Origin of the sequence: Isoptericola croceus (assembly GCF_029382255.1) — a bacterium.
GTDB lineage: Bacteria > Actinomycetota > Actinomycetes > Actinomycetales > Cellulomonadaceae > Isoptericola > Isoptericola croceus.
Map to the genome: position 1 here is coordinate 67,874 of NZ_JARLLG010000005.1, position 24,566 is coordinate 92,439.

Annotated in this window: 21 protein-coding genes; 11 read left to right on the top strand and 10 right to left on the bottom strand. The window is 73.2% G+C overall.

Going from position 1 to position 24,566, the window contains the following annotated elements; all coding sequences use genetic code 11:
* Window position 1 precedes the first annotated feature (1 nt).
* Both dnaJ and hrcA read right to left on the bottom strand, forming a co-directional pair.
* The gene (gene dnaJ, locus PZC42_RS12385) at window positions 2-1,123 is read right to left on the bottom strand and encodes a molecular chaperone DnaJ (protein ID WP_277211523.1); all 1,122 of its coding nucleotides are present in this window, start codon (window positions 1,121-1,123) and stop codon (window positions 2-4) included.
* A 48-nt stretch (window positions 1,124-1,171) separates the two neighbouring features.
* The gene (gene hrcA, locus PZC42_RS12390) at window positions 1,172-2,203 is read right to left on the bottom strand and encodes a heat-inducible transcriptional repressor HrcA (protein WP_277211525.1); all 1,032 of its coding nucleotides are present in this window, start codon (window positions 2,201-2,203) and stop codon (window positions 1,172-1,174) included.
* Between the two features lie 273 nt (window positions 2,204-2,476).
* Here hrcA and PZC42_RS12395 point away from each other — a divergent pair, with 273 nt between their 5' ends.
* The 3 genes from PZC42_RS12395 (at window position 2,477) to PZC42_RS12405 (ending at window position 6,530) form a co-directional block, all read left to right on the top strand.
* A complete protein-coding gene (locus PZC42_RS12395) occupies window positions 2,477-2,662 on the top strand; it encodes a hypothetical protein (RefSeq protein ID WP_277211527.1) in 186 nt (61 codons plus the stop codon).
* A 56-nt stretch (window positions 2,663-2,718) separates the two neighbouring features.
* Complete coding sequence (locus tag PZC42_RS12400) at window positions 2,719-5,583, top strand: ATP-binding protein (RefSeq protein ID WP_277211529.1); 2,865 nt, start codon at window positions 2,719-2,721, stop codon at window positions 5,581-5,583.
* Window positions 5,584-5,648: 65 nt separating this feature from the next.
* Complete coding sequence (locus tag PZC42_RS12405) at window positions 5,649-6,530, top strand: DUF3097 domain-containing protein (protein WP_277211531.1); 882 nt, start codon at window positions 5,649-5,651, stop codon at window positions 6,528-6,530.
* Here the strand turns inward: PZC42_RS12405 and PZC42_RS12410 are convergent, their stop codons facing one another.
* Window positions 6,531-7,040: a DUF4282 domain-containing protein gene (locus PZC42_RS12410; protein WP_277211533.1), complete on the bottom strand. Its 510-nt coding sequence runs from the start codon at window positions 7,038-7,040 to the stop codon at window positions 6,531-6,533.
* A 114-nt stretch (window positions 7,041-7,154) separates the two neighbouring features.
* Here PZC42_RS12410 and PZC42_RS12415 point away from each other — a divergent pair, with 114 nt between their 5' ends.
* Both PZC42_RS12415 and PZC42_RS12420 read left to right on the top strand, forming a co-directional pair.
* Window positions 7,155-7,550, top strand: a complete 396-nt coding sequence (locus tag PZC42_RS12415; RefSeq protein ID WP_277211535.1) for a DUF4870 domain-containing protein — start codon at window positions 7,155-7,157, stop codon at window positions 7,548-7,550.
* A gap of 119 nt (window positions 7,551-7,669) precedes the next feature.
* On the top strand, window positions 7,670-8,152 hold the full coding sequence (locus PZC42_RS12420) for a DUF4870 domain-containing protein (RefSeq protein ID WP_277211537.1): 483 nt from the start codon (window positions 7,670-7,672) through the stop codon (window positions 8,150-8,152).
* Window positions 8,153-8,195: 43 nt separating this feature from the next.
* Here PZC42_RS12420 and hemW read toward each other — a convergent pair whose 3' ends face one another.
* Window positions 8,196-9,491, bottom strand: coding sequence for a radical SAM family heme chaperone HemW (gene hemW / locus PZC42_RS12425; protein ID WP_277211539.1), 1,296 nt, complete (start codon window positions 9,489-9,491; stop codon window positions 8,196-8,198).
* Window position 9,492: 1 nt separating this feature from the next.
* Window positions 9,493-11,451, bottom strand: a complete 1,959-nt coding sequence (gene lepA / locus PZC42_RS12430; RefSeq protein ID WP_277211542.1) for a translation elongation factor 4 — start codon at window positions 11,449-11,451, stop codon at window positions 9,493-9,495.
* Window positions 11,452-11,546: 95 nt separating this feature from the next.
* Here lepA and PZC42_RS12435 point away from each other — a divergent pair, with 95 nt between their 5' ends.
* From PZC42_RS12435 to rpsT, 4 genes are all read left to right on the top strand, one after another.
* Window positions 11,547-12,353 carry a maleylpyruvate isomerase N-terminal domain-containing protein gene (locus PZC42_RS12435; protein WP_277211544.1) on the top strand — a complete coding sequence of 269 codons (807 nt, stop codon included), beginning with the start codon at window positions 11,547-11,549 and terminating at the stop codon, window positions 12,351-12,353.
* Window positions 12,354-12,435: 82 nt separating this feature from the next.
* Window positions 12,436-13,224 (top strand): enoyl-CoA hydratase/isomerase family protein, encoded by a 789-nt coding sequence (locus PZC42_RS12440; RefSeq protein ID WP_277211546.1) that lies wholly within the window; start codon window positions 12,436-12,438, stop codon window positions 13,222-13,224.
* Window positions 13,225-13,258: 34 nt separating this feature from the next.
* Complete coding sequence (locus tag PZC42_RS12445) at window positions 13,259-13,813, top strand: type II toxin-antitoxin system PemK/MazF family toxin (protein ID WP_277211548.1); 555 nt, start codon at window positions 13,259-13,261, stop codon at window positions 13,811-13,813.
* A 142-nt stretch (window positions 13,814-13,955) separates the two neighbouring features.
* Window positions 13,956-14,216, top strand: a complete 261-nt coding sequence (gene rpsT / locus PZC42_RS12450) for a 30S ribosomal protein S20 (protein ID WP_277211550.1) — start codon at window positions 13,956-13,958, stop codon at window positions 14,214-14,216.
* A 79-nt stretch (window positions 14,217-14,295) separates the two neighbouring features.
* Here the strand turns inward: rpsT and holA are convergent, their stop codons facing one another.
* Together holA and PZC42_RS12460 are read right to left on the bottom strand one after the other, a co-directional pair.
* Window positions 14,296-15,321: a DNA polymerase III subunit delta gene (holA, locus tag PZC42_RS12455; RefSeq protein WP_277211551.1), complete on the bottom strand. Its 1,026-nt coding sequence runs from the start codon at window positions 15,319-15,321 to the stop codon at window positions 14,296-14,298.
* Window positions 15,322-15,384: 63 nt separating this feature from the next.
* Complete coding sequence (locus PZC42_RS12460) at window positions 15,385-18,555, bottom strand: glycoside hydrolase family 9 protein (protein ID WP_277211553.1); 3,171 nt, start codon at window positions 18,553-18,555, stop codon at window positions 15,385-15,387.
* Window positions 18,556-18,695: 140 nt separating this feature from the next.
* On the opposite strand from PZC42_RS12460, the gene PZC42_RS12465 reads away from it, so the two are divergent.
* Complete coding sequence (locus PZC42_RS12465) at window positions 18,696-19,835, top strand: glycosyltransferase family 4 protein (protein ID WP_277211555.1); 1,140 nt, start codon at window positions 18,696-18,698, stop codon at window positions 19,833-19,835.
* Between the two features lie 110 nt (window positions 19,836-19,945).
* Here the strand turns inward: PZC42_RS12465 and PZC42_RS12470 are convergent, their stop codons facing one another.
* From PZC42_RS12470 to PZC42_RS12480, 3 genes are all read right to left on the bottom strand, one after another.
* A complete protein-coding gene (locus tag PZC42_RS12470; RefSeq protein WP_277211557.1) occupies window positions 19,946-22,360 on the bottom strand; it encodes a ComEC/Rec2 family competence protein in 2,415 nt (804 codons plus the stop codon).
* The gene (locus PZC42_RS22565) at window positions 22,357-23,271 is read right to left on the bottom strand and encodes a helix-hairpin-helix domain-containing protein (protein WP_277211559.1); all 915 of its coding nucleotides are present in this window, start codon (window positions 23,269-23,271) and stop codon (window positions 22,357-22,359) included. Before PZC42_RS22565 ends, PZC42_RS12470 begins: the two co-directional genes overlap by 4 nt.
* A 91-nt stretch (window positions 23,272-23,362) precedes the next feature.
* Window positions 23,363-24,277 (bottom strand): DegV family protein, encoded by a 915-nt coding sequence (locus PZC42_RS12480; protein ID WP_277211561.1) that lies wholly within the window; start codon window positions 24,275-24,277, stop codon window positions 23,363-23,365.
* Window positions 24,278-24,372: 95 nt separating this feature from the next.
* Here PZC42_RS12480 and PZC42_RS12485 point away from each other — a divergent pair, with 95 nt between their 5' ends.
* Complete coding sequence (locus PZC42_RS12485) at window positions 24,373-24,519, top strand: hypothetical protein (RefSeq protein ID WP_277211563.1); 147 nt, start codon at window positions 24,373-24,375, stop codon at window positions 24,517-24,519.
* Window positions 24,520-24,566 lie beyond the last annotated feature (47 nt).

The window sequence follows — 24,566 nt, forward strand, 5'->3', positions numbered from 1 at the left end:
GTCAGCGGCCGCTCAGCTTGTCCTTGAGGCGTGAGAAGACGCCCGGGTGCGCGGCGACGAGCCGCGGCTCGGGGCGTTCCTCACCACGCAACCCGGCGAGCTGTTGCAGCAGCGCGGACTGCTCGTCGTCCAGGCCGGTGGGCACCTGGACCTCGACGTGGATGTTCAGGTCGCCCCGGCCGTTGCCGTGCAGGTGCCCGACGCCGAGCCCCTTGAGCGTGATGATCTGGCCGGGCTGGGTGCCGGGGCGCAGGTCGATCTCCTCCGCACCGTCGAGCGTGTCCAGCTCGAGGACGGTGCCGAGCGCCGCCGCCGTCATGGGGACCGGGAGCGTGCAGTGCAGGTCGTCGCCGCGACGCACGAAGACGTCGTGCGCCTTCTCGCGGATCTCCACGTAGAGGTCGCCGGCGGGACCGCCGCCGGGCCCCACCTCACCCTGGGCGGACAGCTTGATGCGGGTGCCGGTGTCGACGCCCGCCGGGACGTTGACGGTCAGGCTGCGGCGCGAACGCACGCGGCCGTCGCCCGAGCACTCGGCGCACGGCTCGGGGATGACCGTGCCGAAGCCCTGACAGGCGGCGCACGGCGCCGTGGTCATGACCTGACCGAGGAACGAACGCGCGACGCGCTGCACGTTGCCGCGCCCGTGGCAGACGTCGCAGGTCCGCACGTCGGTACCGGGCCGGCAGCCCTTGCCGCCGCAGGTGCCGCAGACCACGGCGGTGTCGACCTGGAGCTCACGCTTGGCGCCGAACGTGGCCTCGACGAGGTCGATGTCCATCCGGACCAGCGCGTCCTGGCCGCGCCGGGCGCGCGGCACCGGGCCGGAGGCCTGACCGCCGCCGAAGAACGTCTCGAAGATGTCCTGGAACCCGAAGCCCTGGCCGAAGCCGCCCCCGGCGCCTCCTCCCGGCGCGCTCGGGTCGACACCCATGTCGTACTGCTCGCGCTTCTCGCGGTTCGACAGCACCTCGTAGGCGCGGGCGACGTCCTTGAACCTCTCCTCGCCGGAGGCACCGGCGACGTCCGGGTGCAGCTCACGTGCAAGCTTGCGGTAGGCCTTCTTGATCTGCTCGGCGGAGGCGTCACGCGCGACGCCCAGGATCTCGTAGTAGTCGGTCACAGTTCTCTCTTCGGTGACGTACGCAGTCTGGTCAGGGATTCCGCGCGCTCAGCTGGGCAGGACGCGGGAGAGGTAGCGGGCGACGGCGTGCACGGAGGCGATCGTGGCGGGGTAGTCCATGCGGGTCGGGCCGATCGAACCCAGGGTCGCCACGGGGTCGCCGCCCGTCCCGTAGTCCGAGACGACGACGGAGGCCTCCGTGAGCCCGTCGAGCCGGTTCTCGTGCCCGATCCGCACACCGACGCCGTCGCTGGACATCTCGGTGAGCAGCCCGAGCAGGATCACCTGCTCCTCGAGCGCCTCGAGCACCGGGCTGAGCCCCTGCTCGAAGGTGGACTCGGAGCGGGCGAGGTTCGCCGTGCCCGCGAGCACGATCCGCTCCTCGTTCTCCTGGCCGAGGGTGTCCACGACCAGGTCCGCCACCGCCCCGGCCACGCCGGCCAGCGCGGGGCCGACGGCCTCCACCACGGCGGCGAACGCCACCGGCAGGTCCACGAGGCGCTTGCCGGCCGCCGCGGCGTTGAACCGGGCGCGCAGCTCGGCGAGGGTCACCACGTCCAGTGCGCTCCCGCCGTCGGACGCCGTGGGCACCTCGCAGAAGCGCTGCTCGACACGGCCCGTGTCGGTGATGACGACGACGAGCAGGCGGTCCTCGCCCACCGGGACCATCTCGAGGTGGCGCAACCCGGACCGCCGCAGCGACGGGTACTGCACCACGGCCACCTGACCGGTGAGCTGAGCGATCAGCCGCCCGGCCCGGACCAGCACGTCATCAAGATCGACGGCCTCGGACAGGAACGTCTCGATGGCCCGCTTCTGCGGGATCGTCAGGGGCCGCACCTCGGCGAGGCGGTCGACGAACAGCCGGTAGCCGGCGTCGGTGGGCACCCGCCCGGCCGACGTGTGCGGCTGGGTGATGTAGCCCTCCTCCTCGAGCACCGCCATGTCGTTGCGGATCGTGGCGGGCGAGACCCCCAGGCGGTGCCGCTCGGTGAGCACGCGCGAGCCCACGGGCTCCCGCGTCGTGACGTAGTCCTCCACGATGGCGCGCAGCACCTCGAGCCGACGTTCCTCGCTCACTCCTGCGCCTCCCTCCGCCGAGCACCCGGCCGTAGCGCTCTCGGTCCCTGCTCGATCACTTAGCACTCTCGATCGTTGAGTGCCATCCTACGCGTCCTCGGTGACAGCACCGCGGCACGTGCCCACCACCGAGCCGTGAGGTACCTCAGGCGACCGGGCTGCCCCACGCCGCCTGCCGAACCGACCACCTGCCCGATCCGCCCGGCTACCTCAGACGCCGACAGTGGTCGTGGCGGGCCGCCCCGGCCAGCCACGACCCGCGCGGAGGCAACCATGCATCTCGACCATCTCACCGAGCACCGGGTGCGCGAGGCCGAGCTGGTCCGGCGCGTCGAACAGGCGCGCCAGGACCGTGAACGCCTCGCGGCACGCACCGACGTCGAGGCCCCGGAGCACGGCTCCCGCCGGCGCCGTCCGGCACCACGGACGTGGCTCGCTGCCCGGCACCGTCCGGCATGACCACCGTCACGCGGCCCGACCCCGTCGTGAGGGGCACCACCTGGCACGATGGCGGCATGCCTCAGGGACGCACGCCGCTCGTCGGCCGCACCGCGGAGATCGCGACGCTCCGCGCGGCGCTGGCCGGCGCGCTCCGGGGTACCGGCGAGGTCGTCGTCGTCGCGGGCGAGGCAGGCATCGGCAAGACCCGGCTGGTGACCGAGCTGCTGAGCTTCGTCCCGCCGGAGGTGCTCGTCGCCCGGGGCCAGTGCGCGGACTCCGGGTCCGGGCCGGTGCCGTACGCCGGGCTCGACGGCGTCCTGCGCGACGTCGTGGCCGCTCTGGGCCCGACCGGGACCCTCGACGCGGCCGGTCCCGCCGCCGACGCGCTGGGCGCGATCCAGCCCGGCCTGGTCGCGGTGCGTCCCGGCGTCGACGGGGGTCGCGCGCCGGAGGTGCTCGCCGACCTGCTCGCCGGTGTCGCGGACGGACGTCCCGTCGTCGTCGTCGTGGAGGATCTGCACTGGTCCGACGACGTCACGCGTACCGCGCTGGTGCGTCTCGCCCGCGCGGCACGCGCAGCCCCAGGGCGGCGCCTGCTGCTGGTGGCGACCTACCGCAGCGACGACGTCACCCGACGGCATCCGCTGCGCACCACGCTCGCCGAGATCGACCGCGCCCGCCTGGCCAGCCGCATCGACGTCCCCCGCCTGGCACGTGACGAGATCGCCGAGCTCGCGCGGGCGGTGCTGGACGACGGCGGACGCCGCCCGGCCGGGGACGGGCTGGACGATCTCGTCGAGCGCTCCGAGGGCGTGCCGTTCTACGTCGAGGAGCTCGCGAGCTGTCTCGGCACAGCCATGCCGACCACGCTGCGCGACGTGCTGCTGCTGCGCTACTCCCAGCTCTCGCCGTCCGCCCAGGAGTTCTGCCGTACGGTGGCGGCGGCCGGCCAGCGAGCCGACCACGAGGTGCTCGCCGCGGTGCTCGGCGACGCCGCCCTGGCCGCCTGCGAACCCGCCGCCCGCGAGGCCGTGGAAGCACTCGTGCTGCAGGCCGAGACCGACGGCTACCGGTTCCGGCACGCACTGATGCAGGAGGCGGTCGACGCCGAGCTCCTGCCCACCGAGCGCCGGCGGCTGCACTCGGCGTACGCCGAGGCGCTCGAGGCCGGGCCCGCGACGGTGCCCCGGCTGGCGGAGGTCGCCGACCACTGGTGGCGCGCCCGGGTGCCGGACCGCGCGCTCGCCGCGTCGGTGGCGGGCCAGGACGCCGCGGGCCACGACAAGGCCACCTCCACCTCGGTCGCCCTCGGCGAGCGTGCGCTGGAGCTGTGGGACCTCGTCCCGCACGCAGAGGAGGTCACCGGGACCACCCACCACGAGCTCCTGCTGCGGGTCGCCGACGCGCAGAAGGACGCGACACGGCTGGACCGGGCGGTGGCCCTGGCCCGGCAGGCGCACGCGGAGTGGCCGCCCGACGACGCCGGTGGCCGCGCGAGGGCACTCGGCCTCGCGGCGGTGCACACCTTGCGCACCGGAGACCCGTCAGGCCTGGACCTCCTGCACGAGGCCATCGAGACCGCACCCGACGACCCCGCCACCCGTGCGCCGCTGCTCCGCATGAAGGCCCGCACGGCGATGCTCGCCGGCCGGGACGACGAGGCGGTGCGCACGGCCGACGCCGGGATCGAGGCCGCGACAGCAGTCGGTGACCGTGCCACGCTCTCCGCCCTGGTCAACGCGCGCGCCCTGGCCAGGATCGGCGCCGGGGACCTGGGTGCCATCGACGACCTCGAGGAGTCCCGTCGCCTCGCCGGGGACGACTGGTCCGCTCTCTCGCGCTACTTCACCAACGCCTCGGACACCCGGATCAAGCTCGGGCGTTTCGGCGAGGCCCGGCGCATCGCCCAGGAGGGTGCCGACAAGGCGCGCTCGCGCGGAGCCGGACGGGTCAGCTTCGCGATGCTCGAGGGCAACGTCACCGAGGCCGACATCGGCCTCGGTCGCTGGGACGCGGCCGACGCCTGGTACGAACGGGCGACGACGCTGGTCGAACCCAGCGCCTACGCGGTCTACCTCGCCGAACGCTGGACCTGGCTGACGCTGTGGCGCGGGAAGGTCGACACCGCGCAGACGATGGCGCGCCGCCACCGTGCGGTGTGGCTGCGCCACGAACGTCTCGAGATGCAGGTGCGGTCACGGGTCCGAGGGACGCTCGCCGAGCTGGCGCTCGCCCGTGACGACCTCGACGACGCCCTGGGGCTCGTGACCCCGGCGACCGATCCTGAGCTGCTGCACGGCCCGTACGCGCTGTCCGTCCTGGCCGTCGCGGCCCGAGCGCTGGCACTGGCAGGCGCCCGCGGCAGCGCCGTGGACGTCACGCCCTACCGGGAGGCGCTCGACGCCGCGGCCTTCTGGCCCACCCACCCGGTGTGGAGCGCCGTGTTCGACGCCGAGCTCGGCGGCGGACCATGGTCCGCCGTCGCCGCCCTCGGGCACGACGACGGCGCTCCGGCCCACCTGCGGCCCTACGCCCTGTGGCGGGACGGGCAGGCACGCCTGGCGGACGGCGACAGGTCAACAGCCCGGGACCTGCTGACCTCTGCCGTGGACGCGGCACGGACGATCGGGGCCGGCTACGTCGTCGACCGTGCCGGCGCCCTGCTCGCCGACGCCGGACTGTCTGAGGGGAGAACCGCGACGCGGGCCGGAGCGCGGACCGGGGTGCCGCCGTCGGGCATGGCCAGCCTCACCGACCGCGAGCGCCAGGTCCTCGACCTGGTGGCCGGAGGACTGACCAACGGGCAGATCGCCGAGCGTCTGTTCATCTCGCGCAAGACGGCGTCCGTGCACGTCTCGGCGATCCTGCGCAAGCTCGGCGTCGCCTCGCGCACCGAGGCAGCCGTCCGCGCGCGGCCGGGGACGACGCCGGCGAGGTAGCACCGCCCGGCCGCGGCGCGTGTCGGTCACCGCCACCGACGTCGCCGCTCTCTAGGCTCTCCTGCGTGCACGACCGCTACGGATCCGACGTCCTCGCCTCCACCTCGAGCCGCGCTCCCGGCACCCCCGACGGCTCCGCCCACCACCGCCGCCGGCCCACGTCACGGCCGCAGCCGGCCGAGCCCGGGCTGGTCGTCGAAGAGGTGCAGACCGGCTGGGTGGGCGCGGTGGTCCACGTCGAGAAGTCGGGGGGCATGCACCTGGTGGTGCTCGAGGACCGGCGAGGCCGGACCCGCTCCTTCCCGCTCGGTCCAGGGTTCTGGGTCGACGGGCAGCCCGTCGAGCTCACCGCTCCGGTGACGTCGCGGGCACCGGCCCGTCCGACGCGCACGGCCTCCGGATCGGTCGCCGTGCACGGCACGCGGGCCCGGGTCGCCCGGGGGTCACGCATCTGGGTCGAGGGAAAGCACGACGCCGAGCTCGTGGAGAAGGTGTGGGGCGACGACCTGCGCGTCGAGGGCGTGGTCGTCGAGATGCTCGACGGCGTCGACAACCTCGCCGACGCGCTGGCGGAGTTCGTCCCGAGCGCCGAGCGCCGGGTCGGGGTGCTCGTCGACCACCTCGTGCCAGGTTCCAAGGAGCAACGGATCACGACGCAGGCGCTGCGCACGGTGACGGCGGGCACCGTGCTCGTGCTGGGTCACCCCTACGTCGACGTCTGGCAGGCCGTCCGGCCTGCGCGCGTCGGGCTCGAGCGCTGGCCGACGATCGACCGCGGCACCGAGTGGAAGATCGGCATCCTGCAAGAGCTCGGCTGGCCGGCGTCAGGCCCCGCGGACGTGGGCCGGGCGTGGCAGCGGATCCTCGCCTCGGTCCGGGACTTCAGAGACCTCGACCCGGCCCTGCTGGGCCGGGTCGAGGAGCTCATCGACTTCGTGACGGCGTGATCACACGATCCCGTCACGCCGGGCGTAGTGGTTGACCTTCTCGGAGATGGACACCACCGCCAGGTAGAACTCCAGCGTGATCCGGGCGATCGCGAGGTAGACCAGGGCGATGATCCAGCCGAAGAGCAGGAACCCGATGCCGGCCCAGACGCTGTTGGCGAACGCTGCGACGAGGGCGACCAGCCAGCCGAGGGCGACGAGGACCGTCACGATCACGTAGACGATCTTGACGACCTTGGGCGTCACGTAGTTCATGAACGAGTAGTCGAACAGCGCGCCGAAGAAGCCCTTGGTGTCGTTGCGCGCCACGTTCGCGGCCGATGACGCCGCGCCCGCGTAGAACGGCTGATCCCCGGCGGGCTGTTCACCGACGGGCCGCTCGCCGATGGGCTGCTCGTACGGCAGGGGCGGCTGTTGCTGGTGGGGCTGCTGCGGCGGTCCAGGGCTCGGCGGCTGCTGGCCGTACGGGTCGTCCGGCTGCCCCGGCGACCTCGGCGTGTTCTCGCTCATCGTTCCTCCTCGGTGGTGGAAGGGCCGAGACCACTGTCGGTCCGCCGGTGGCCGTGCGCCACCCGACGCCCGATTCGTCCGACAAGGCGCACCAGCCTCTGCCAAGATGGAGACATGACCCAGACCCCGACGCCTCCGGACCAGCCGTACGGGCCTCGCCCGCTGTCGCAGTCCGACGAGCGCACCTGGGCGATCTTCGCCCACATCGGCCCGCTGATCGTGGCGGCGCTCAGCGCGGGGACCCTCGGATTCCTGGCCCCGCTGATCATCTGGCTCCTGCTGCGCGACCGCAGCGCGTTCGTCGCCGACCAGGCCAAGGAGGCGCTCAACTTCCAGATCACGCTGCTCATCGGCGTCGTCATCGGGTGGGTCACCGTCGCGATCCTCATCGGTTGGCTGATCATCGCCGCCGTGTGGGTCACCGGCCTGGTCCTGGCGATCATCGCGGCCATCACCGTGAACCGCTACGAGCTCTACCGCTACCCCATCATCCTGCGCATGGTGCGGTGACCGGGTGAAATCTCCCGGCGGCCGTCAGGCCATCCACCACCCGGCCCTCCCCACCGGTAGGTTCACCCGGTGTGTGCCCGGCGACCGGGACGCACCGCCCGACGAAGGAGAGACAGCAGATGACTGACGCGACACCCGAGCCGAACACCGGTCAGCAGCCCGATCAGCCGCAGCAGCCCGCGCAGCAGCCCGGCCAGCCGCAACAGCCCTCCGGCCAGCAGACCCCGCCCCAGCAGCCCTACGGCCAGCAGCCGGCCGGGCAGTACCCGCCCGCCCCTGTCTCGCCGTCGGACGAGCGGACCTGGTCGATCCTGGCGCACGCCGGTGGCATCGTGCTGGGCTTCGTCGCACCTCTGATCGTCTGGCTGATCTACAAGGACCGCAGCCAGCGCCTCAACGACCAGGGCAAGGAAGCACTGAACTTCCAGCTCACCCTGCTGCTGGCGTACGTGGTCGGCTCCGTGCTGCTCGCGATCCTCGTCGGCGGGCTGATCATGCTCGCCGCCTGGGTCTGCGCGATCGTGTTCGGCATCCTCGGCGCCATGGCCGCCTCGCGCGACGAGTGGTACCGGTACCCGTTCAAGATCACGTTCATCAAGTGACGCGTCCCCGGCGCCGGAGAGCAGCCCGCTGCCGGCGCCGGGGTCACGCGGTCAGCTCACGCACCACGGCGTCGGCCAGGAGCCGTCCGCGACGCGTGAGCACGGCACGGCCGCGGACGGCGGCCGTGCCGTCGAGCAGACCGGAGGCCACCAGGCCCGCGACCGCGCGGCGCCCGGCCGGGTCCAGCAGCGCGAGATCAAGCCCTTCCGCCAGCCGCACCCCGAGCATGACGCGCTCCAGGTGGGCCTCGGCCGCCGTGAGCAGCTCTCGGCCTGCGCCCGGCGAGCCGCCGGCCTCGAGCTGCGCGGCGTAGCGCCGCGGATGCTTGACGTTCCACCAGCGCACACCGACGTGCTCCGCGGCCGCCGCGCCGCCGTCGAGCCCGGACCGGGCACCGACGTAGGAGTGCGCCCCCGGGCCGATGCCCCACCAGTCGTCGCCGCGCCAGTAGGCGAGGTTGTGCCGGCAGGCGTGCTCGGCACCGCGTGACCAGTTGCTCACCTCGTACCAGTCGAGCCCGGCGGCGGTGAGCAGGTCGTCCGCGATCTCGTACTTGGCGGCCTGGTCGTCCTCGTCCGGCAGCCGCACCTCGCCGCGCCGCACCTGGGCCGCCATCTTGGTGCCCGGCTCCACGACGAGCGCATACGCCGAGACATGGTCCACCCCGGTGGACAGCGCGGCCTCCACCGAGACCCGCCAGTCGTCCGCGGACTCCCCCGGGGTGCCGTAGATGAGGTCGAGCGAGACGTCGAGGCCCGCCTCCCGGGCCCAGCGCACGACGTCGGGGATCCGCGCGGGATCGTGCGTGCGCTCCAGCGTGGCCAGGACGTGCGGCACCGCGGACTGCATCCCGAAGGACACCCGGGTGAACCCGGCCTCGGCGAGCACGGACAGGGACTCGGGTGACACCGAGTCGGGGTTGGCCTCCGTGCTGACCTCGGCGTCCGGCGCCAGCCCCCAGGCGCCCCGCACGCCGGCGAGGATCCGGGCGAGGTCCGCGGCGGGCAGCATCGTGGGGGTGCCACCCCCGAAGAACACCGTCGAGACCGGTCGGTCCCCCAGACCCGCGTCGGCAAGAACCCGGGCGGCGAGATCTACCTCGCGGAGCGCCGTCGTCGCGTACGCCATCTGCGAGGCACCGCCGCCCAGCTCGGCGGCGGTGTAGGTGTTGAAGTCGCAGTAGCCGCAACGGACCGAGCAGAACGGCACGTGCACGTACACGCCGAAGCCTGGCCGGGACGCGGCGCCCTGCGCGTGACCGGGCGCGCCGACGTCGGACACGAAGCCGGGCAGCGCGCCGTCCGCCGGGACGGGATCGCCGTCGGGGAGGGCGGGCACGCTACTTCTTCTTGTCCTTGGTCTCCTTGCCACCCGCGCCCTCGGAAGACAGCGCGGCGATGAAGGCGTCCTTCGGGACCTCGACCGACCCGATGTTCTTCATGCGCTTCTTGCCCTCCTTCTGCTTCTCGAGCAGCTTGCGCTTGCGGGAGATGTCACCGCCGTAGCACTTGGCGAGCACGTCCTTGCGGATCGCACGCACCGTCTCGCGAGCGATGACACGGGCACCGACGGCCGCCTGGATGGGCACCTCGAACTGCTGGCGCGGGATGATCTCCTTGAGCTTGGCGGTCATCCGCACGCCGTACTCGTACGCCGCGTCCCGGTGCACGATGGCGCTGAAGGCGTCCACCTGGTCGCCCTGCAGCAGGATGTCCACCTTGACGAGGTCGGCTGCCTGGTCGCCGACAGGTTCGTAGTCCAGGGAGGCGTAGCCGCGCGTGCGGGACTTCAGAGCGTCGAAGAAGTCGAACACGATCTCGGCGAGCGGCAGGGTGTACCGCAGCTCGACCCGGTCCTCGGACAGGTAGTCCATGCCCTGCATGGTGCCGCGGCGGTCGGTGCACAGACCCATCACCGTGCCCACGAACTCGCTGGGCGCCAGGACCGTGGCCTTGACGACGGGCTCGCGGACCTCCTTGATCTTGCCGCCCGGGAACTCCGAGGGGTTGGTCACCTTGACCTCAGTGCCGTCCTCCATCGTCACGTCGTAGACGACGTTCGGAGCGGTCGAGATCAGGTCGAGGTCGAACTCACGCTCCAGGCGCTCGCGCACGATCTCCAGGTGCAGCAGCCCGAGGAAACCCACGCGGAACCCGAAGCCGAGGGCCACGGACGTCTCCGGCTCGTAGTTCAGTGCCGCGTCGTTGAGCTTCAGCTTGTCCAGGGCGTCGCGCAGCGTCGGGTAGTCGGAGCCGTCGACCGGGTACAGGCCGGAGAACACCATCGGCCGCGGCTCGTCATAGCCGCCGAGCGCCTCGGTGGCCGGCTTGCTCGCGGTCGTGACCGTGTCGCCCACCTTCGACTGCCGCACGTCCTTCACCCCGGTGATGAGATAGCCCACCTCACCGACGCCGAGCCCGTTGGTCTTGATCGGCTCAGGAGAGATGACGCCGATCTCGAGCAGCTCGTGCGTGGCCCGGGTCGACATCATCTGGATGCGCTCGCGCGGGTTGAGGTCGCCGTCGATCGCGCGGACGTACGTCACCACACCGCGGTAGGTGTCGTAGACGGAGTCGAAGATCATCGCGCGGGCCGGGGCGTCCGGGTCGCCCACCGGCGCCGGGACGCGCTCGACGATGCGATCCAGCAGGACCTCGACGCCCTCGCCCGTCTTGCCGGAGACCTTGAGCACGTCCGCGGGGTCACCACCGACGAGGTTGGCGAGCTCCTCGGCGTACTTCTCCGGCTGCGCGGCCGGCAGGTCGATCTTGTTCAGGACCGGGACGATCTCCAGCTCGTTCTCCATCGCCAGGTACAGGTTGGCGAGCGTCTGCGCCTCGATGCCCTGCGCGGCGTCGACCAAGAGCACCGCCCCCTCGCAGGCAGCGAGCGAGCGGGAGACCTCGTAGGTGAAGTCGACGTGCCCTGGGGTGTCGATCATGTTCAGCGCGTACGGGGTCAGCCCGCCGTCGACCGCCGCGTCGTCGGCTCCGCTGTCTTGGACCGCCCAGGGCATGCGGACGGCCTGGGACTTGATCGTGATGCCGCGCTCGCGCTCGATGTCCATCCTGTCGAGGTACTGCGCGCGTGCATCGCGGGGCTGCACCACACCGGTGAGCTGCAGCATGCGGTCCGCCAGCGTCGACTTGCCGTGGTCGATGTGCGCGATGATGCAGAAATTGCGGATCAGCTCGGGCGCTGTGGCGTTGGGCTGGATGCGCTCGCTCAGCGCGGGGGACGGGATGGGCAACGCGTCTCGCTCCGTCGGGTCGGGGCCGGTCAGGATGGGCGTCGTCATTCTCCCACGCCCCGGTGCACGGTTTGGCAGGACCTCGACGATGCCTGGCCGAGCGGGCCCTTCAGCCTCGACACGACCCCGTCTAGCGTGGCGCCATGACCGTGCCCGCGCCCTTCGTCGACCCGGCTTCCGGGGTTCGTGCCGACGGCCGCACCGACGCCGGGACGGACCTCGACCGTCTCGCCGCGCTGGTCCGGCTCCAGGCGGACTTCGTCGCCGGGATCGACGGCGCCGACCCGAACGCCCCGGTCCCTGCGTGCGGACGATGGCGGGTCCGGAACCTCGTCACACACCTCGGGCGCATCCACCACTGGGCCGCCGGCCAGGCACGCCGGCGGCAGGAGAACCCGCTCGGCCGCGGACCGTTCGACCTCGCGCCCTTCTACGCGACGCAGGCGGCCGAGATCCGCGACACGCTGGCCGCACTGGGGCCGGACGCCTCGTCGTGGACGCTGCTCGGCAACGGCCCGGCGTCGTTCTGGCGGCGCCGGCAGACGCACGAGACGCTCGTCCACCTGCACGACCTGCGCGCCGCCCGGCTCGGTTCGGGTACGGCGGTCGCCCACGAGGCGCCGATCGACGTGCCACCACAGCTCTGGGCCGACGCCGTGGACGAGGTCGTGCGGATGTTCGCGCCGCGTCAGGTCCGGCTCGGCCGCATGGAGCCGCTGACCAACGCCGTCGGCCTCGAGGCCCAGGACGTCGGATGGTCGTGGACGCTCGGCGCGCCCGACCACGGCGCGGGCCGACCCGCATCCGGCCCGACGGTCACCCTGCGAGCCCCCGCCCGCGAGCTGGCGCTGGTCCTCTGGCGGCGACTGGCGCCCGGCGAGGCCGAGGTCGAGATCGACGGGGACCGCGCCGCACTCGACGCCGCCCTGGCTGCACCGATCGTCCCCTGAGCGCCGCGGCCGCTCGCCGTGGGTCCGCGCCGCTGCTTGACTGACAGACCGACCCGGTCCGTCCGCTCAGCGAGGAGCCCCCGTGCCGCACACCGTCATCGTCGAGCGCCACGGCGCCGTCGCACTCGTCACCCTGCACCGCCCCGAGGCGCGCAACGCCCTCGACCTGGCGCTCAAGGAGGAACTCCTGGCCGCGCTCGGCAAGGTCGGCTCCGACCCCGGGGTGCGTGCTGTCGTCCTCACCGGCGCCGGACCTGCCTTCTGCGTGGGGCAGGACCTGCGCGAGCACGTCGAGTCGCTCGAGTCGGGTGCGTGGGCGACCCAGCGCACCGTGGAGCGGCACTACGGTCCCATCGCGCAGGCACTGACGACGATGCCCAAACCCGTCGTCGCGGCCGTGCACGGTGCCTGCGTCGGGGCCGGCCTGGGGATCGCTCTGGCCTGCGACCTGCGGGTGCTCGCCGACGACGCCGTGCTCGGCACGGCGTTCGGCGGCGTCGGCCTGACCTTCGACACCGGGCTGTCCGCCACCTTGACCTGGGCGGTGGGCGCGGCGCGCGCCCGCGAGCTCGTCCTCCTCGGTGACACCTTCGACGCAGCGAGCGCCGTCGCGTGGGGCATCGCGGGACGCGTGGTGCCGGCCGACGACGTGCTGCCGACGGCGCTGGAGATCGCCGCCCGGCTTGCCGCAGGCCCGCCGCTCGCTCACGCGGCATCCAAGCGGCTCGTCGCCGCCGCAACAGCCCGACCGTTGGCGGCCTCGCTGGCGGCCGAGGCCGAGGAGCAGGACCGGCTCGGCCGCACGGCCGACCACCGCGAGGCCGTCGACGCGTTCCTGGCCCACCGGCAGCCGTCGTTCGACGGACGGTGAGCCGGAGAGATCCCAGGACGCCTAGGGTGGTCCCGTGAGCACGCCCCGCTGGACAGCACTGCTGCGCGCCGCCTCGCGAGCGCTCCGATCGGCGACCCGTCACCGCCGCTTCGACACCCGAGGACCTCGGGGCGGCACCAGCGCCGACCGCTCGGCTCGCCCTCCCCGCTCGTCGGACGGCTATCCGGGTGACTTCGCCGGGCGCGTGCGCGCCACCTACTCCCCCCGGGCCGACGGCGCGCCCGACCCTGGCGAGATCGTGTGGACGTGGGTGCCGTACGAGGAGGACCACTCGCGGGGCAAAGACCGACCGGTCCTGCTGGTGGGCCGCGACGGGCCGTGGCTGCTGGGGCTGCAGCTCACCAGCCAGGACCACGACCGCGACGCGGTGCAGGAGGCCCGCCACGGCAGGTCGTGGATGGACATCGGCAGCGGCCCCTGGGACGCGCGGCGCCGACCCAGCGAGGTCCGGCTCGACCGCGTGCTCCGGGTGGACCCGGGCACCGTGCGGCGCGAGGGTGCGGTGCTCGATCGTGGCACCTTCGAGCGTGTGGCCGACGCGATGGCGCGGGGAGCACGCGACTGGTAGTCTGGTGCGCTGCGTGTCCGCCCAGGTCGGCGGACACAGCCACAGCTCCTCTCCACGGGTTCCCCACCCCAGTCCCGGAGCTGCGGCCGCCCTCTACGACCTATCCGCTCGCCGTCAGGCGAACACACCAGGAAGTACACCAGTGGCAAACATCAAGTCCCAGATCAAGCGCATCAAGACGAACGAGAAGGCTCGTCTGCGCAACAAGACCGTCAAGTCGGAGCTCAAGACGCACGTCCGCAAGGTGCGTGCCGCCGTCGACGCCGGTGACAAGGAGGCCGCCACGGCCGCCCTGCAGACCGCGACGCGCAAGCTCGACAAGGCCGTCTCGAAGGGTGTCATCCACACCAACCAGGCGGCGAACCGCAAGTCGGCCCTCGCGAAGGCCGTCGACGCGCTCTGAGCTGACAGCCGAACGCTGACGAGAGGGCGCCCTTCCCGGTCGGGAAGGGCGCCCTCTGTGTGCCCGAGCGTGCCCAGGCTCAGCGCATGTCACGAGCGCGGGCGATGGTCAGCACCGCCTTCTCGACGGCGTAGACGGGGTCGCGTCCGCCGCCCTTGACCTCCGCGTCGGCATGCGCCACCGCACTGATCGCCGCGGCCAGCCCCTCAGGCGTCCAGCGGGCGAGGTCACGGTTGGCGTTGCGCACCTGCCACTCCTGGAGCCCTTGCTCCCGCGCCGTCGTCGCGCCTCCCCGGATCGCCGCCACGCGCGCGAGGGTGCGCAGCCGCAGCGCGAGCGCCGCCACGACCGGCACCGGGTCGGCACCGGTGTCCAGGGCGTGCCGCAAGAGCGCCACCGCGGCACCGGCGTCCCCGGCGACGGCGGCGTCCGCCACCTTGAAGCCCGTCGCCTCCACGCGCCCGCCGTAGTAGCGGTCGACGGTCGCTTCCCCGATCGTGCCCGAGGTGTCGGCCACGAGCTGGGCACAGGCCGAGGCGAGCTCGCGCAGGTCGTTGCCCAACGCGTCGACCAGCGCGCGCACGGCCGCCGGTTCCGCACGGCGACGCGCGGCGCGGAGCTCACCCGAGACGAACGAGACCTTGTCGGCGTCGCGGCTGATCGCATCGCACTGCAGGACGGGCGCACCCGACGCGAGGATGGCGTCCAGCATGCGCTTGCCCCGGTTGCCGCCGCCATGGACCACGACCACCACGCCGTCGGGGTCCGGAGCGGCGACGTAGTCGACGACGTCCGCGACGAGGTCTTCCGTGCAGGCTTCCGCCCCTCGGACCACGACGACCTTGGCCTCCCCGAACAACGACGGGCTCGCGGCCACCGTGAGCTGGCCACCGACGTAGGCGGCGGCCTCGAGCTCGACCTTCTCGACCTCCGGGTCGCGCGACCGGGCCAGCTCGACGACGCCGTCGACCGCCCGTTCTGCCAGCAACCCCTCAGGACCACGCACGAGGACGACCGGTGCGAGCGTCGGGTCGTCCCAGGGCCGGGTGTTCGCCGCAGTCTTCGGACGGCGCGCGGCGCGGGGACGAGAAGGGGTCGGTGGCACGGGACCAGCCTGCCAGACCGGTCCGACATCGCGTCGGACCGGCCCGGCGGGCCAGGTCACGGGTCAGCTCGTCGCGCAGCGCACCCCGTCGAGGAAGAACGTCTCGGGCTGGCTCCCGTCGGCGCCGCTGCTGAGGAAGCCGAAGGTCGTGGACGACCGCTGCTTCCCCTTGCCCGGACCGTCCGGAGCCGCCAGCGAGGCGTTCCAGGCCAGGTTCGCGGCCGTCACCGACGAGCCCTCCTGGGTGACGTCGGCACTCCACGCCCGGGTCACCGTCTCCGTCCCCGCGAAGGTCCAGGAGAGCTCCCAGCCGTCGATCGCACCCGGTCCGAGGTTCGTGAGCCACACCTGGGTGTTGGCGCCGCCACCGGGCCACGTGCCGTGCTGGGTGTAGGACACCTCGCAGGTCGCGGTCGGCGGTACCCAACCGGGCGCACCGTCGCCCATGTCGGCCGCCCACGAGGCGTACCAGGAAAGAGCAGCGTTCCAGTTGATGGTCGTCTCGTTCGTCGACCACGAGTCCACGTGGTCGACGTAGCACGCCTGCGGCGCGCACCCCTGCAGCCGCGACTGCGCGACCGGGTCCTGGATGCCCGAGTTGGGACCGCCGGCGACCTTGCCGTCGGGGAACGGCGGCAGCCGGTCCGCCGAGGCGTACCACCGGCTGTGCATGTTCTGGGAGAAGTACGACCCGTAGCCGGTGACGTAGGAGTTGTTGATCGCGTTGCGACCGAGCACGTAGTCGATCGACTCCAGCGCCGCGTCGCGGTACCGGTCCTCCCCCGTGAGGTCGTACGCCGTGGCGATCACCACGGCGTTGTTGATCACCTGGTGCGTCGAGCCCCAGTCGTAGGCGCCCGGGTTGTAGGGGTGGCCGAACGGCTCGCCCTGCTGGACGTCGACGTACCGGTCGGCGCCCTCGAGGACGGAGGCGATGACGTCACCGCGACCCGGCAGGTTGTTCGGCACCGTGGCCAGGTCCAGCCGGCCGGCAGCCGCCGTGGAGCCCCAGTCGAATCCCGTGGGTGACCAGATGTCCTCCTGGTCGCCGCCGACGTGGTGCTCCGAGTCGAGCACCGCGTCGGCGAACCCCTCGTCACCGGTGGTGAGGAACAGCTGGACGGCCGCCCAGTACCGCTCGTCGGAGACGGTGTCGTCGTCGTACGGACCGCCGCCCGGGTTCGGGTCCAGGTCGTTGGTGTTCGGCGCGAGGATCTCCGGGTGGGCGGACGCCGCCTCCCAGGCCCGCAGGGCGGCGTCGAGAAGCTCCTGCGCGTACGCCTCGTCGTGGTCCGCGTAGAGCCGGGCGCCCTGGGCCGCGGCGGCCGCAAGGTTGAGCGTGGCCGCCGTCGAGGGCCGGTGCACGTACCGCGGCATCGGGTCCTCGTGCGGCAGCGTGTTCAGCCCGGTCCAGGCGATGTCGTGCAGCTTGTGGTGCGCCAACCCACCGGCGTCGACCACCTCACCGTCGATCGTCATCTCGGTGCCGTCGACGACCTGCATGGCCAGCATCCAGTCGAGGTTCCACCGCACCTCGTCGAGGAGGTCAGGCACACCGTTGTCCCGCTCCGGGATGATCAGCGAGGAGTCACCCAGCGCACCGTCGGCCACGACTCCGGCGTGCAGCGACCGCTCGTACGTCGAGAGGAGCTGGTAGACGGTGATGCCGGAGTTCACGACGTACTTGCCGTGGTCGCCGGCGTCGTACCAGCCGCCCGAGGCATCGATCGTGTACCCGTCGGGGCAGGCCCAACCTTCGGCACCGTAGTGGGCGTCCGCGCCGCGCTGGGGCGAACCCTGATGGTCGACCGCGCCGGTGGGCGGCAGGCACGGTACGTCGACGTCACCCTGGTTGACGTCGCCACCGCCGAAGGCGGACACGTGGCCGGCCGGGCGGACGTACTCCGTCTTCTTGAGCTCGCCGTCGACCTCGACCGGCTCGATCTCGATGCCCGAGCGTTGCGTGTAGTAGATGTTCAGGGCGTCGGTGCGGAGCCGCTCGTACAGCGACGCCGTGATCTCGAACGGGTACGACTCCTCGCCGTCGGCGGCCAGGCGGAACCCGGTCCCGCTCGCCGAGACGTCGCTGAAGTCGATGGTGTGCACGTCCAGGCCGGCGGACTCGTCGTAGCCTGCCGGCGTCGACTCACCGGAGGCGACGACGGCGTCGTCGGCGTCGAGCAGCTCCCACGCGACCGCCGTGGTCGCGTCGGTCACGAGCGTGGCGTTCTTGGGTCCGTCCGGCAGGTAGCCGAGCTGGTTGACCCGCACGCGCGGGCCCGTCTCGTGCTCGAACTCGGCGACCTCACCACCGGTCGTGAGCGACACCAGGTCCAGGCACAGCTCGAACGCCTGGGCGTTGCCGCCGAGCTGGAGCTGGACCTGCGACTCGGCGTCCGCCTCGACCTGGAAGGACTCGCTGAAGGTCTGTCCGTCGGCGCGCAGGGTGATGTCTGCGAAGTACAGGGGCGGCCATTCGGTCTCGGGATCGGGGACCAGGAGGCGGGCAGCAGCCTCAGGCTCGGCGCTCGCCGTGACCGTGACGGTGTACGTGCGCCCGGCCTCGAACGTGATGCCGCTCTGGCCGAGGATGACGTCCCACTGGTTGCCGCCGCCGGGGACGGTGCCGCACATCCGGCCCTCGGTCTGCGCCAGGGTGACCTCGCCCGCGGTCCACCACGGATCCAGCCCGTCGAAGGTGGGGTTCGTCAGCAGCTCGGTGACCGGCATGACGTAGACCGACGACACGCACAGCGTGCTGGCCGGTTGCGCTCCGGAGAGCTCGAACTGCAGCCGCTGGGCGTCGCCCGAGGCGGTGAACGACCAGGCGAGCTCCTCGGCGCCGGGCGTGACCGCGAAGTCCTCCTGCAGGTCGTAGGTGACGTCGCCCGCGGCCCCGTCGGACTGCACGCTGACCTGCAACCCGTCACTGCCCGGATCACCGTGGGCCGTGAACCCGGCCACGTAGGACTCGCCGGCGACGAGGTCGAGGTCGACGAAGTTGCCGAACCGTTCCACCTCGGGCACGTCGAGGCAGAGCTCGCCGTCGCTGACCTGGCTGTCGTCGATCCCCCACCACTGGCCTGCGACCCCCGGCTCGAAGGAGCCGTTCGCGACGAGGTTCGGAGCTCGGTCGTCGTCGGCCTGCGCCGCGGTCGGCGCGACGGCGCCCGCGAGGGCGATCACCGTCACGGCGGCGACCACGGGACGGCGTCGTTGCTGTCTGGGTCTCACGCTGACTCCTTTGTGAGAGCGCTTCCATCATTGGACGATCCCGAGCCTAGCGCGTGAGGCACGTCACGTGAACCCCTCGTCGAATGGATTCGAGGTCACCGTCCCTCCCCGACGCGACCCTCGCCCGCTAGCCTGGTCCGGTGCCCCGGACCCTCGTCGTCACCAACGACTTCCCGCCTCGCCAGGGCGGCATCGAGACGTTCGTCCACGCGATGACGTCCCGGTTCGACCCCGCCGAGGTGGTCGTCCACACGTCGTCCGCACCGGGACAGGACGCCTTCGACCGCACCCTGCCCTACCCGGTGGTGCGGGCCGACACGCGCATGCTGCTGCCCACCCCGGCCCGCACCCGCGAGGTCGTGCGGCTCGTCGAGGAGCACGGGTGCGACAGCGTGTGGTTCGGCGCCGCGGCCCCGCTGGGCCTCATGGCGACCTCGCTGCGCCGACGGACCTCGGTGCGCAGCATGGTCGCCAGCACCCACGGGCACGAGCTGTGGTGGGCCCGGGTGCCAGGAACCCGGGCGGCGCTGCAGCGCATCGGCCGGGAGGTGGACCACCTCACCTATCTCTCGGACCGCACCGTGAGCACGCTGGCAGCCGCCGTCGGACCTGAAGCGGCCGCGCGGGCCGTCCGCCTCTCCCCCGGCGTCGACCCCGAGACGTTCGCCGACGCCGACCCGGTCGGCGGCCGGCAGGTACGCGCCCGGTACGGCATCCCGCCCGACGCGCCGGTCGTGCTGTGCGCGGCCCGGCTCGTCGAGCGCAAAGGGCAGGACACGCTCGTGCGCGCACTGCCGACGGTGCTGCGCGACGTCCCCGACGCGCGACTGCTGATCGTCGGGGACGGCCCCGACGCCGACCGACTGCGGCGACTCGTCCACGACCGCGACCTGGCCGACCGCGTGGTGCTCGCCGGCGGGCACCCGCACACGGCCATGCCCGCCTTCTACGCGGCTTCCGACGTCTTCGCCATGCCGTCGCGCAGCCGGCGCGGCGGCCTGGAGGTCGAAGGGCTCGGGATCGTCTACCTCGAGGCCCAGGCGGCGGGGCTCCCGGTCCTGGTGGGCCGCTCCGGCGGCGCCCCCGACGCGGTGCGGGAGGGCGGGACGGGGTTCGTGGTCGACGGCACCGACCCGGACGACGTCGCGGGCAGGCTCGTCGAGCTCCTCGCCGACCCCGCGCTCCGCCGCCGCATGGGGGCCGACGGGCCGGACTGGGTCCGCGGGGCCTGGACCTGGGACCAGCGGTTCGACACCCTCCACGGCCTGCTCACGGGTTGAGCCACTGCGCAACCCCTTGCTGGAGAAAGCGCGCGGTCTTCGCAGCCCATCCGCCCGTCGGGCTGGCGGGCGTCGGCACAGCCGACGCCACCGGTGTCTCCCCCTCCTCGTCACCGCGTGCAGGTGAGCACCAGACCTCCCTCACGCAGCGCCAGTGCCGACGTACCGCACTCGTCCGTGCGCACGATGCGCGAGCCGATGTCCTCGTACAGCTCGAGTGCCGCGTCCGACGGGTGCCCGTAGCTGTTCTCGCCGACAGGCACGAGCGTGACTCCCGGGGCGAGCAGCCTCGCCAGGTCGGCCGACTGCGACGCCGACCCGTGGTGGGCCATCTTGAGCACCTCGACGGTGCCGCCAGGAAATCCCGCCGACTCCAGCCGGCGCAGCAGGTGCTCCTGGCCCTGGAGCTCCAGGTCACCGAGTGCGACGACGTCGATCCCGCTCTCCGTCCGCAGCGCCAGGGCCACGCTCGCGTCATTGGCTCCGCCGCCGAACGGGTGCGCGGCGAGCACCTGCCATGCCGCCGTACCAGCGACACCCTGCTGGCCGGGGCTCCCGACGACGACCGGCACGGCGGCGTCGGCCAGGGTCTGTCGTGCACGTCGCGCCGGTGCCACCGGGTCGTCGAGCGGGGAGACGATGGCGGCACGCACGGTGCGCCCGGCCAGCACGTCGTCCAGGCCACCGACGTGGTCGGTGTGGAAGTGGCTCAGGACGAGCAGGTCGATCCGGTCCACACCGAGCTGGCCCAGGCACTTCGCTGCCGCCTCGCCGGGTGGGCCGACGTCGACGACGACGGCGGCGCGATCCCCGCTGCGCACCACCAGCGCGTCCCCCTGCCCGACGTCGCAGGCCACCACCTGCCAGTCGTCCGGGACCGCCCGTGAGGACGGCGGGAGGAGCCTTGTGCCGAGCAGGCCGACCAGGGCGACCGTCGTCGCGATCGCCAGCACGCACAGCGCACCGAGCAGCCGGCCGGCAGACCGTGGTCCTCCGCGGCCGGGTCCGCGCACGGCACGGCGGAGAGCCTCGTTCAGCAGCTCGCCGGGCGCACGCCGCCATCCTCGCCCAGGCGGCCTGCGCAGCACCGCCCACAGCACCACCGCGGTGGCGGCCGCGAGGAGCACCGCCCCACCCGCACCGCCGGGCCACGGCAGGCTCGCCCCCGGCAGCCCGGCGAAGAACCGGGCGACGGCCGCGATCCACGCCGTCGCGACCCCGGCCACAGCGGCGACCAGGCCGGCCACCGCCGGTGCCCAGGGGGCGAGGAGCGTCGCCAGGAGGCCGAGCACCGTCGCCGGCACGAGCGCCGGAGCGGCCAGCAGGTTCGCGGGCACCGCGGTCGCCGGCAGAGCCGGGTCAAGGAGGATCAGCACCGGCCCGCACGCAGCCTGCGCCGCGAGCGGCACCGCCACGGCGAACGCCGCGGCCCGTCCGCACCACGGGGCCAGCCGCCGGGCGATCGGACCGGTGAACAGCACGATCCCGGCGGTCGCGGCGCAGGACAGGGCGAAGCCGAAGGACCGCGACATCCAGGGGTCGACGACGAGCAGGACCGTCGAGGCCACCACGAGCGCCGGCGGCCCGGCAGCGGGACGGCCGAGAGCCAGCGCGAGGAGTGCGACGGCGCAGGTCCATGCCGCCCGCAGCACGCTGGGTTCGGGCCGCACCAGCAGCACGAACCCGACCGCGCCGAGGGCGAGCAGGACGACGCGCACCCCGCGGGGTATCCGCAGCAGCACGCTGAGGGCGGTGAGCGCGGCGACCACGATCGCGAAGTGGCTGCCGGAGACGGCGGTGACATGGGTCAGCCCGGTGGTCTTCATGGCCTTGTCGAGATCGTCGGGCAACCGGGTGGTGTCACCGATGGTGGCGCCCGGCACGAGGCCACGTGCCTGCGGCGACAGGTCGTGGGTGACCTCCAGCAGCGCCTCGCGCAGGCGGGTGGTCGTCCGCAGGACCGCACCGGGCGCCGTGACGGTCTCCACCGACGTCGCTGTCGCCGACGCGACCGTCCCGGCACCGAAGCCGCGCGGGCCGAGGCGCGCGTCGGCGACGATCGCGGCACCGTAGCCCGGCGCCGGGCCCGGCGCGGTCACCTCGACGTGGCCGCGCGCCGTCGATCCGGTGCCGCGCGCCCACACCTCGGAGACCGAGACCACCCATCGCTCGGCGTCTCCGAAGGTCGCCGGCCTGGGCTCGGAGACGATCTTGCCGTGCAGCGTGACGACGGCCTCGTCGCGGGCCAGCTCCGGCAGTGCCGCGCGAGCGGCAGCCTGGACGTGCACCGACACCGCGAGCGAGAGCAGGCACACAGCGCCCAGCAGCAGCTGCGCGAGGAGGGCACGGTGGATCACCCGGACGGCGGCGAGGCACCCGACGGCGACGACGGCGGCGACCAGCGCGACGACCAGCACGGTGCGGTCTCCTCCGGCGTGGGCGCCGTGCTCTGCGGCACCGGTGAGCGACCAGGCTGCGACCCATCCGACGACCACCGTCGGGGCGAGCCGCAGGTCCCGGGTCACAGGGTGACGAGGTCGCGCACGTTGTCGAGCATGGCAGGACCGACCCCCGCGACCTCCGTGAGCTCCTCGATGCGCGTGAAGGGTCCGTGCTCGTCGCGCCACGCGACGATCCGCTCAGCGATCACCGGGCCCACCCCCGGCAGCGTGATCAGAGCCTCCGTGCCGGCGGTGTTCAACGGGACGGGGCCGCTTCCTCCGCCGTCCGTGGTGCCGGTGCTTCCTGGAGCCTCCGGAGCAACAGCGGGCAGCTCCTCCCCGGGCTCCGGGACGTAGACCTGCTCGCCGTCGACGACAGGCCGGGCGAGGTTGAGCGCGCCGATGTCGGCCTTCTGCGTCGCTCCTCCCGCGGCCTCGACGGCGTCGGCCACCCGTGCACCGGCCGGCAGAGTCACGAGTCCGGCGTCGGCGACCTGCCCGACGACGTGCACCACGACGTCGGCGACGATCTCCGACGAGTGCGCCGCGACGGCTTCCGACGCGTCGGAGAGCGCGACGTCCTCGACGACGACCTCGTCCAGCGGTCTGTCGTCGACCATCGTTCCCAGTCCTTCGGTCCGGCCACCGGACCAGAGGGTGATGGCGGCGACGGCCAGTGCCAGGGTCAGGAGGACCCCGCAGGCCGCGACCGCGACCGGGCCGGACAGCGCCCACCGGCTGCGTACCGCACCGTCGTCGGCCGTGGTCGGGTGACCGTGCGCGGCGCTGTAGGCGGCGGCGACGTGCCCGGCGGAGCGCCTGTCCCGCAGGCGAGCGACGAGCTCGGGGTCCGGTTCCTCGGCCCTGCTGCCGCCCGGCCGCAGCGTCGTCTCGGGTGCGGAGGGCTCCGGGTCGGCGCCGTCGAGAGCGGCACGCAGGGCCTCGAGGCGAGCGGATGCGGCGTCGGGGGCGAGAGGCGTCTCGGAGGTGGTCACGGCGCGACGCTAGGGTCCTCGCCTCCGCCCGGCCGCTGCCGGGCACCGGCCTGTGGACACCTGCCGACAGGGGTGGCCTCGAGCGCCCGTGCTACCAGGGGCCGCCCGGCTCGAGGTCGTGGACGTGGACGCCGCGATCGACGACCATCACCGCCAGGGCACCCGGACCGACGTGGGCTCCCAGGACCGCGCTGACCGGAGTGACCACCGGGCGCACGCCGATCCGGTCCACGAGCTGGGCAGCGACCTCGGCCGCCCGCTCCGGCGCCCCGAGGTGGTGCACCGCGACCGCCGGGCGGGTCGCCCGGCGTGCCCGTTCGACGGCGATCGTCACCAGGCGCGACAGTGCCGCGCTGCGGGTGCGCACCCGCAGCACGAGCTCGACGCGCCCCTTGCGCACCCCCAGGATCGGTCGGACACCGAGCGCGGTGCCGAGCGCTGCCGCCGGGGCCGAGAGCCGGCCACCACGGCGCAGGTGGTCCAGGGAGTCGACGAGGAAGACCGCCTCCGCCGAGGCGGCGACCTCGCCGGCGCGCTGCGCCACGTGCTCGGTGTCGCAGCCCGCGGCGGCGCACCGCGCTGCCTCGACGGCGGCGAAGCCGAGCGCCATCGCCGCCGTCCGCGAGTCGACGGCACGCACCGGGACCATCGCACGCAGCCCAGCACGCTCCGCCGAGGCGAAGGTGCCCGACAGCTCGCCCGACAGGTGCACGGAGACCACCGAACTGGCGCCGTCCGCGACGAGCTCGCGGTAGACCTCGGAGAACTCGGCCGTCGAGGGCTGCGACGTCGTGAGGCGCTCGCCGTCGGCGATGCGCGCGGCCACGTCCTGCGGTCTGACGTCGATGCCCTCGCGCAACGACCCGCCCTCGGTCACCACGTGCAGCGGGACCACGAGGGGGCCGTGGTCGAGGCCGTCCCACAGCGCGGCGCGCCCGGGGTCGCCGGGCATGGGCAGGCAGGCGGTCGAGTCGGTCACGACACGCACGGCGGCAGTCTCAGACATCGAGCCGAGTCTACCGAGCGGCACCCCGAGGGCCGACGCGACCCGTCGACAGGCTCCGCGCGCGAACCCTGACCGGTCGCGCTAGCGTGCTCGTCATGCCCGACGACGCCACGCACCCCGCTCGTGCCGCGGACCGGGCGCTCGTCACCGCCGGCGACATCGCCGTCCGGACGGAAGGAAGACACGCACCAGGGCGTGCCCGACACCACCGTCCGGGCCATGGGCGCCGGCACCGTCCCTGACCAGGGGGAAGGCCCGCCGTCGGGTGCCGGCACCATCGGCACCCGAC

Excerpts from the sequence above, each read along its gene's own strand:
- PZC42_RS12395 (WP_277211527.1), top strand. The coding sequence starts at position 2,477 with ATGCATCTCGACCATCTCACCGAGCACCGGGTGCGCGAGGCCGAGCTG.
- PZC42_RS12400 (WP_277211529.1), top strand. The coding sequence starts at position 2,719 with ATGCCTCAGGGACGCACGCCGCTCGTCGGCCGCACCGCGGAGATCGCG.
- PZC42_RS12410 (WP_277211533.1), bottom strand. The coding sequence starts at position 7,040 with ATGAGCGAGAACACGCCGAGGTCGCCGGGGCAGCCGGACGACCCGTAC.
- PZC42_RS12415 (WP_277211535.1), top strand. The coding sequence starts at position 7,155 with ATGACCCAGACCCCGACGCCTCCGGACCAGCCGTACGGGCCTCGCCCG.
- PZC42_RS12420 (WP_277211537.1), top strand. The coding sequence starts at position 7,670 with ATGACTGACGCGACACCCGAGCCGAACACCGGTCAGCAGCCCGATCAG.
- lepA (WP_277211542.1), bottom strand. The coding sequence starts at position 11,451 with ATGACGACGCCCATCCTGACCGGCCCCGACCCGACGGAGCGAGACGCG.
- PZC42_RS12435 (WP_277211544.1), top strand. The coding sequence starts at position 11,547 with ATGACCGTGCCCGCGCCCTTCGTCGACCCGGCTTCCGGGGTTCGTGCC.
- PZC42_RS12480 (WP_277211561.1), bottom strand. The coding sequence starts at position 24,277 with ATGTCTGAGACTGCCGCCGTGCGTGTCGTGACCGACTCGACCGCCTGC.
- PZC42_RS12485 (WP_277211563.1), top strand. The coding sequence starts at position 24,373 with ATGCCCGACGACGCCACGCACCCCGCTCGTGCCGCGGACCGGGCGCTC.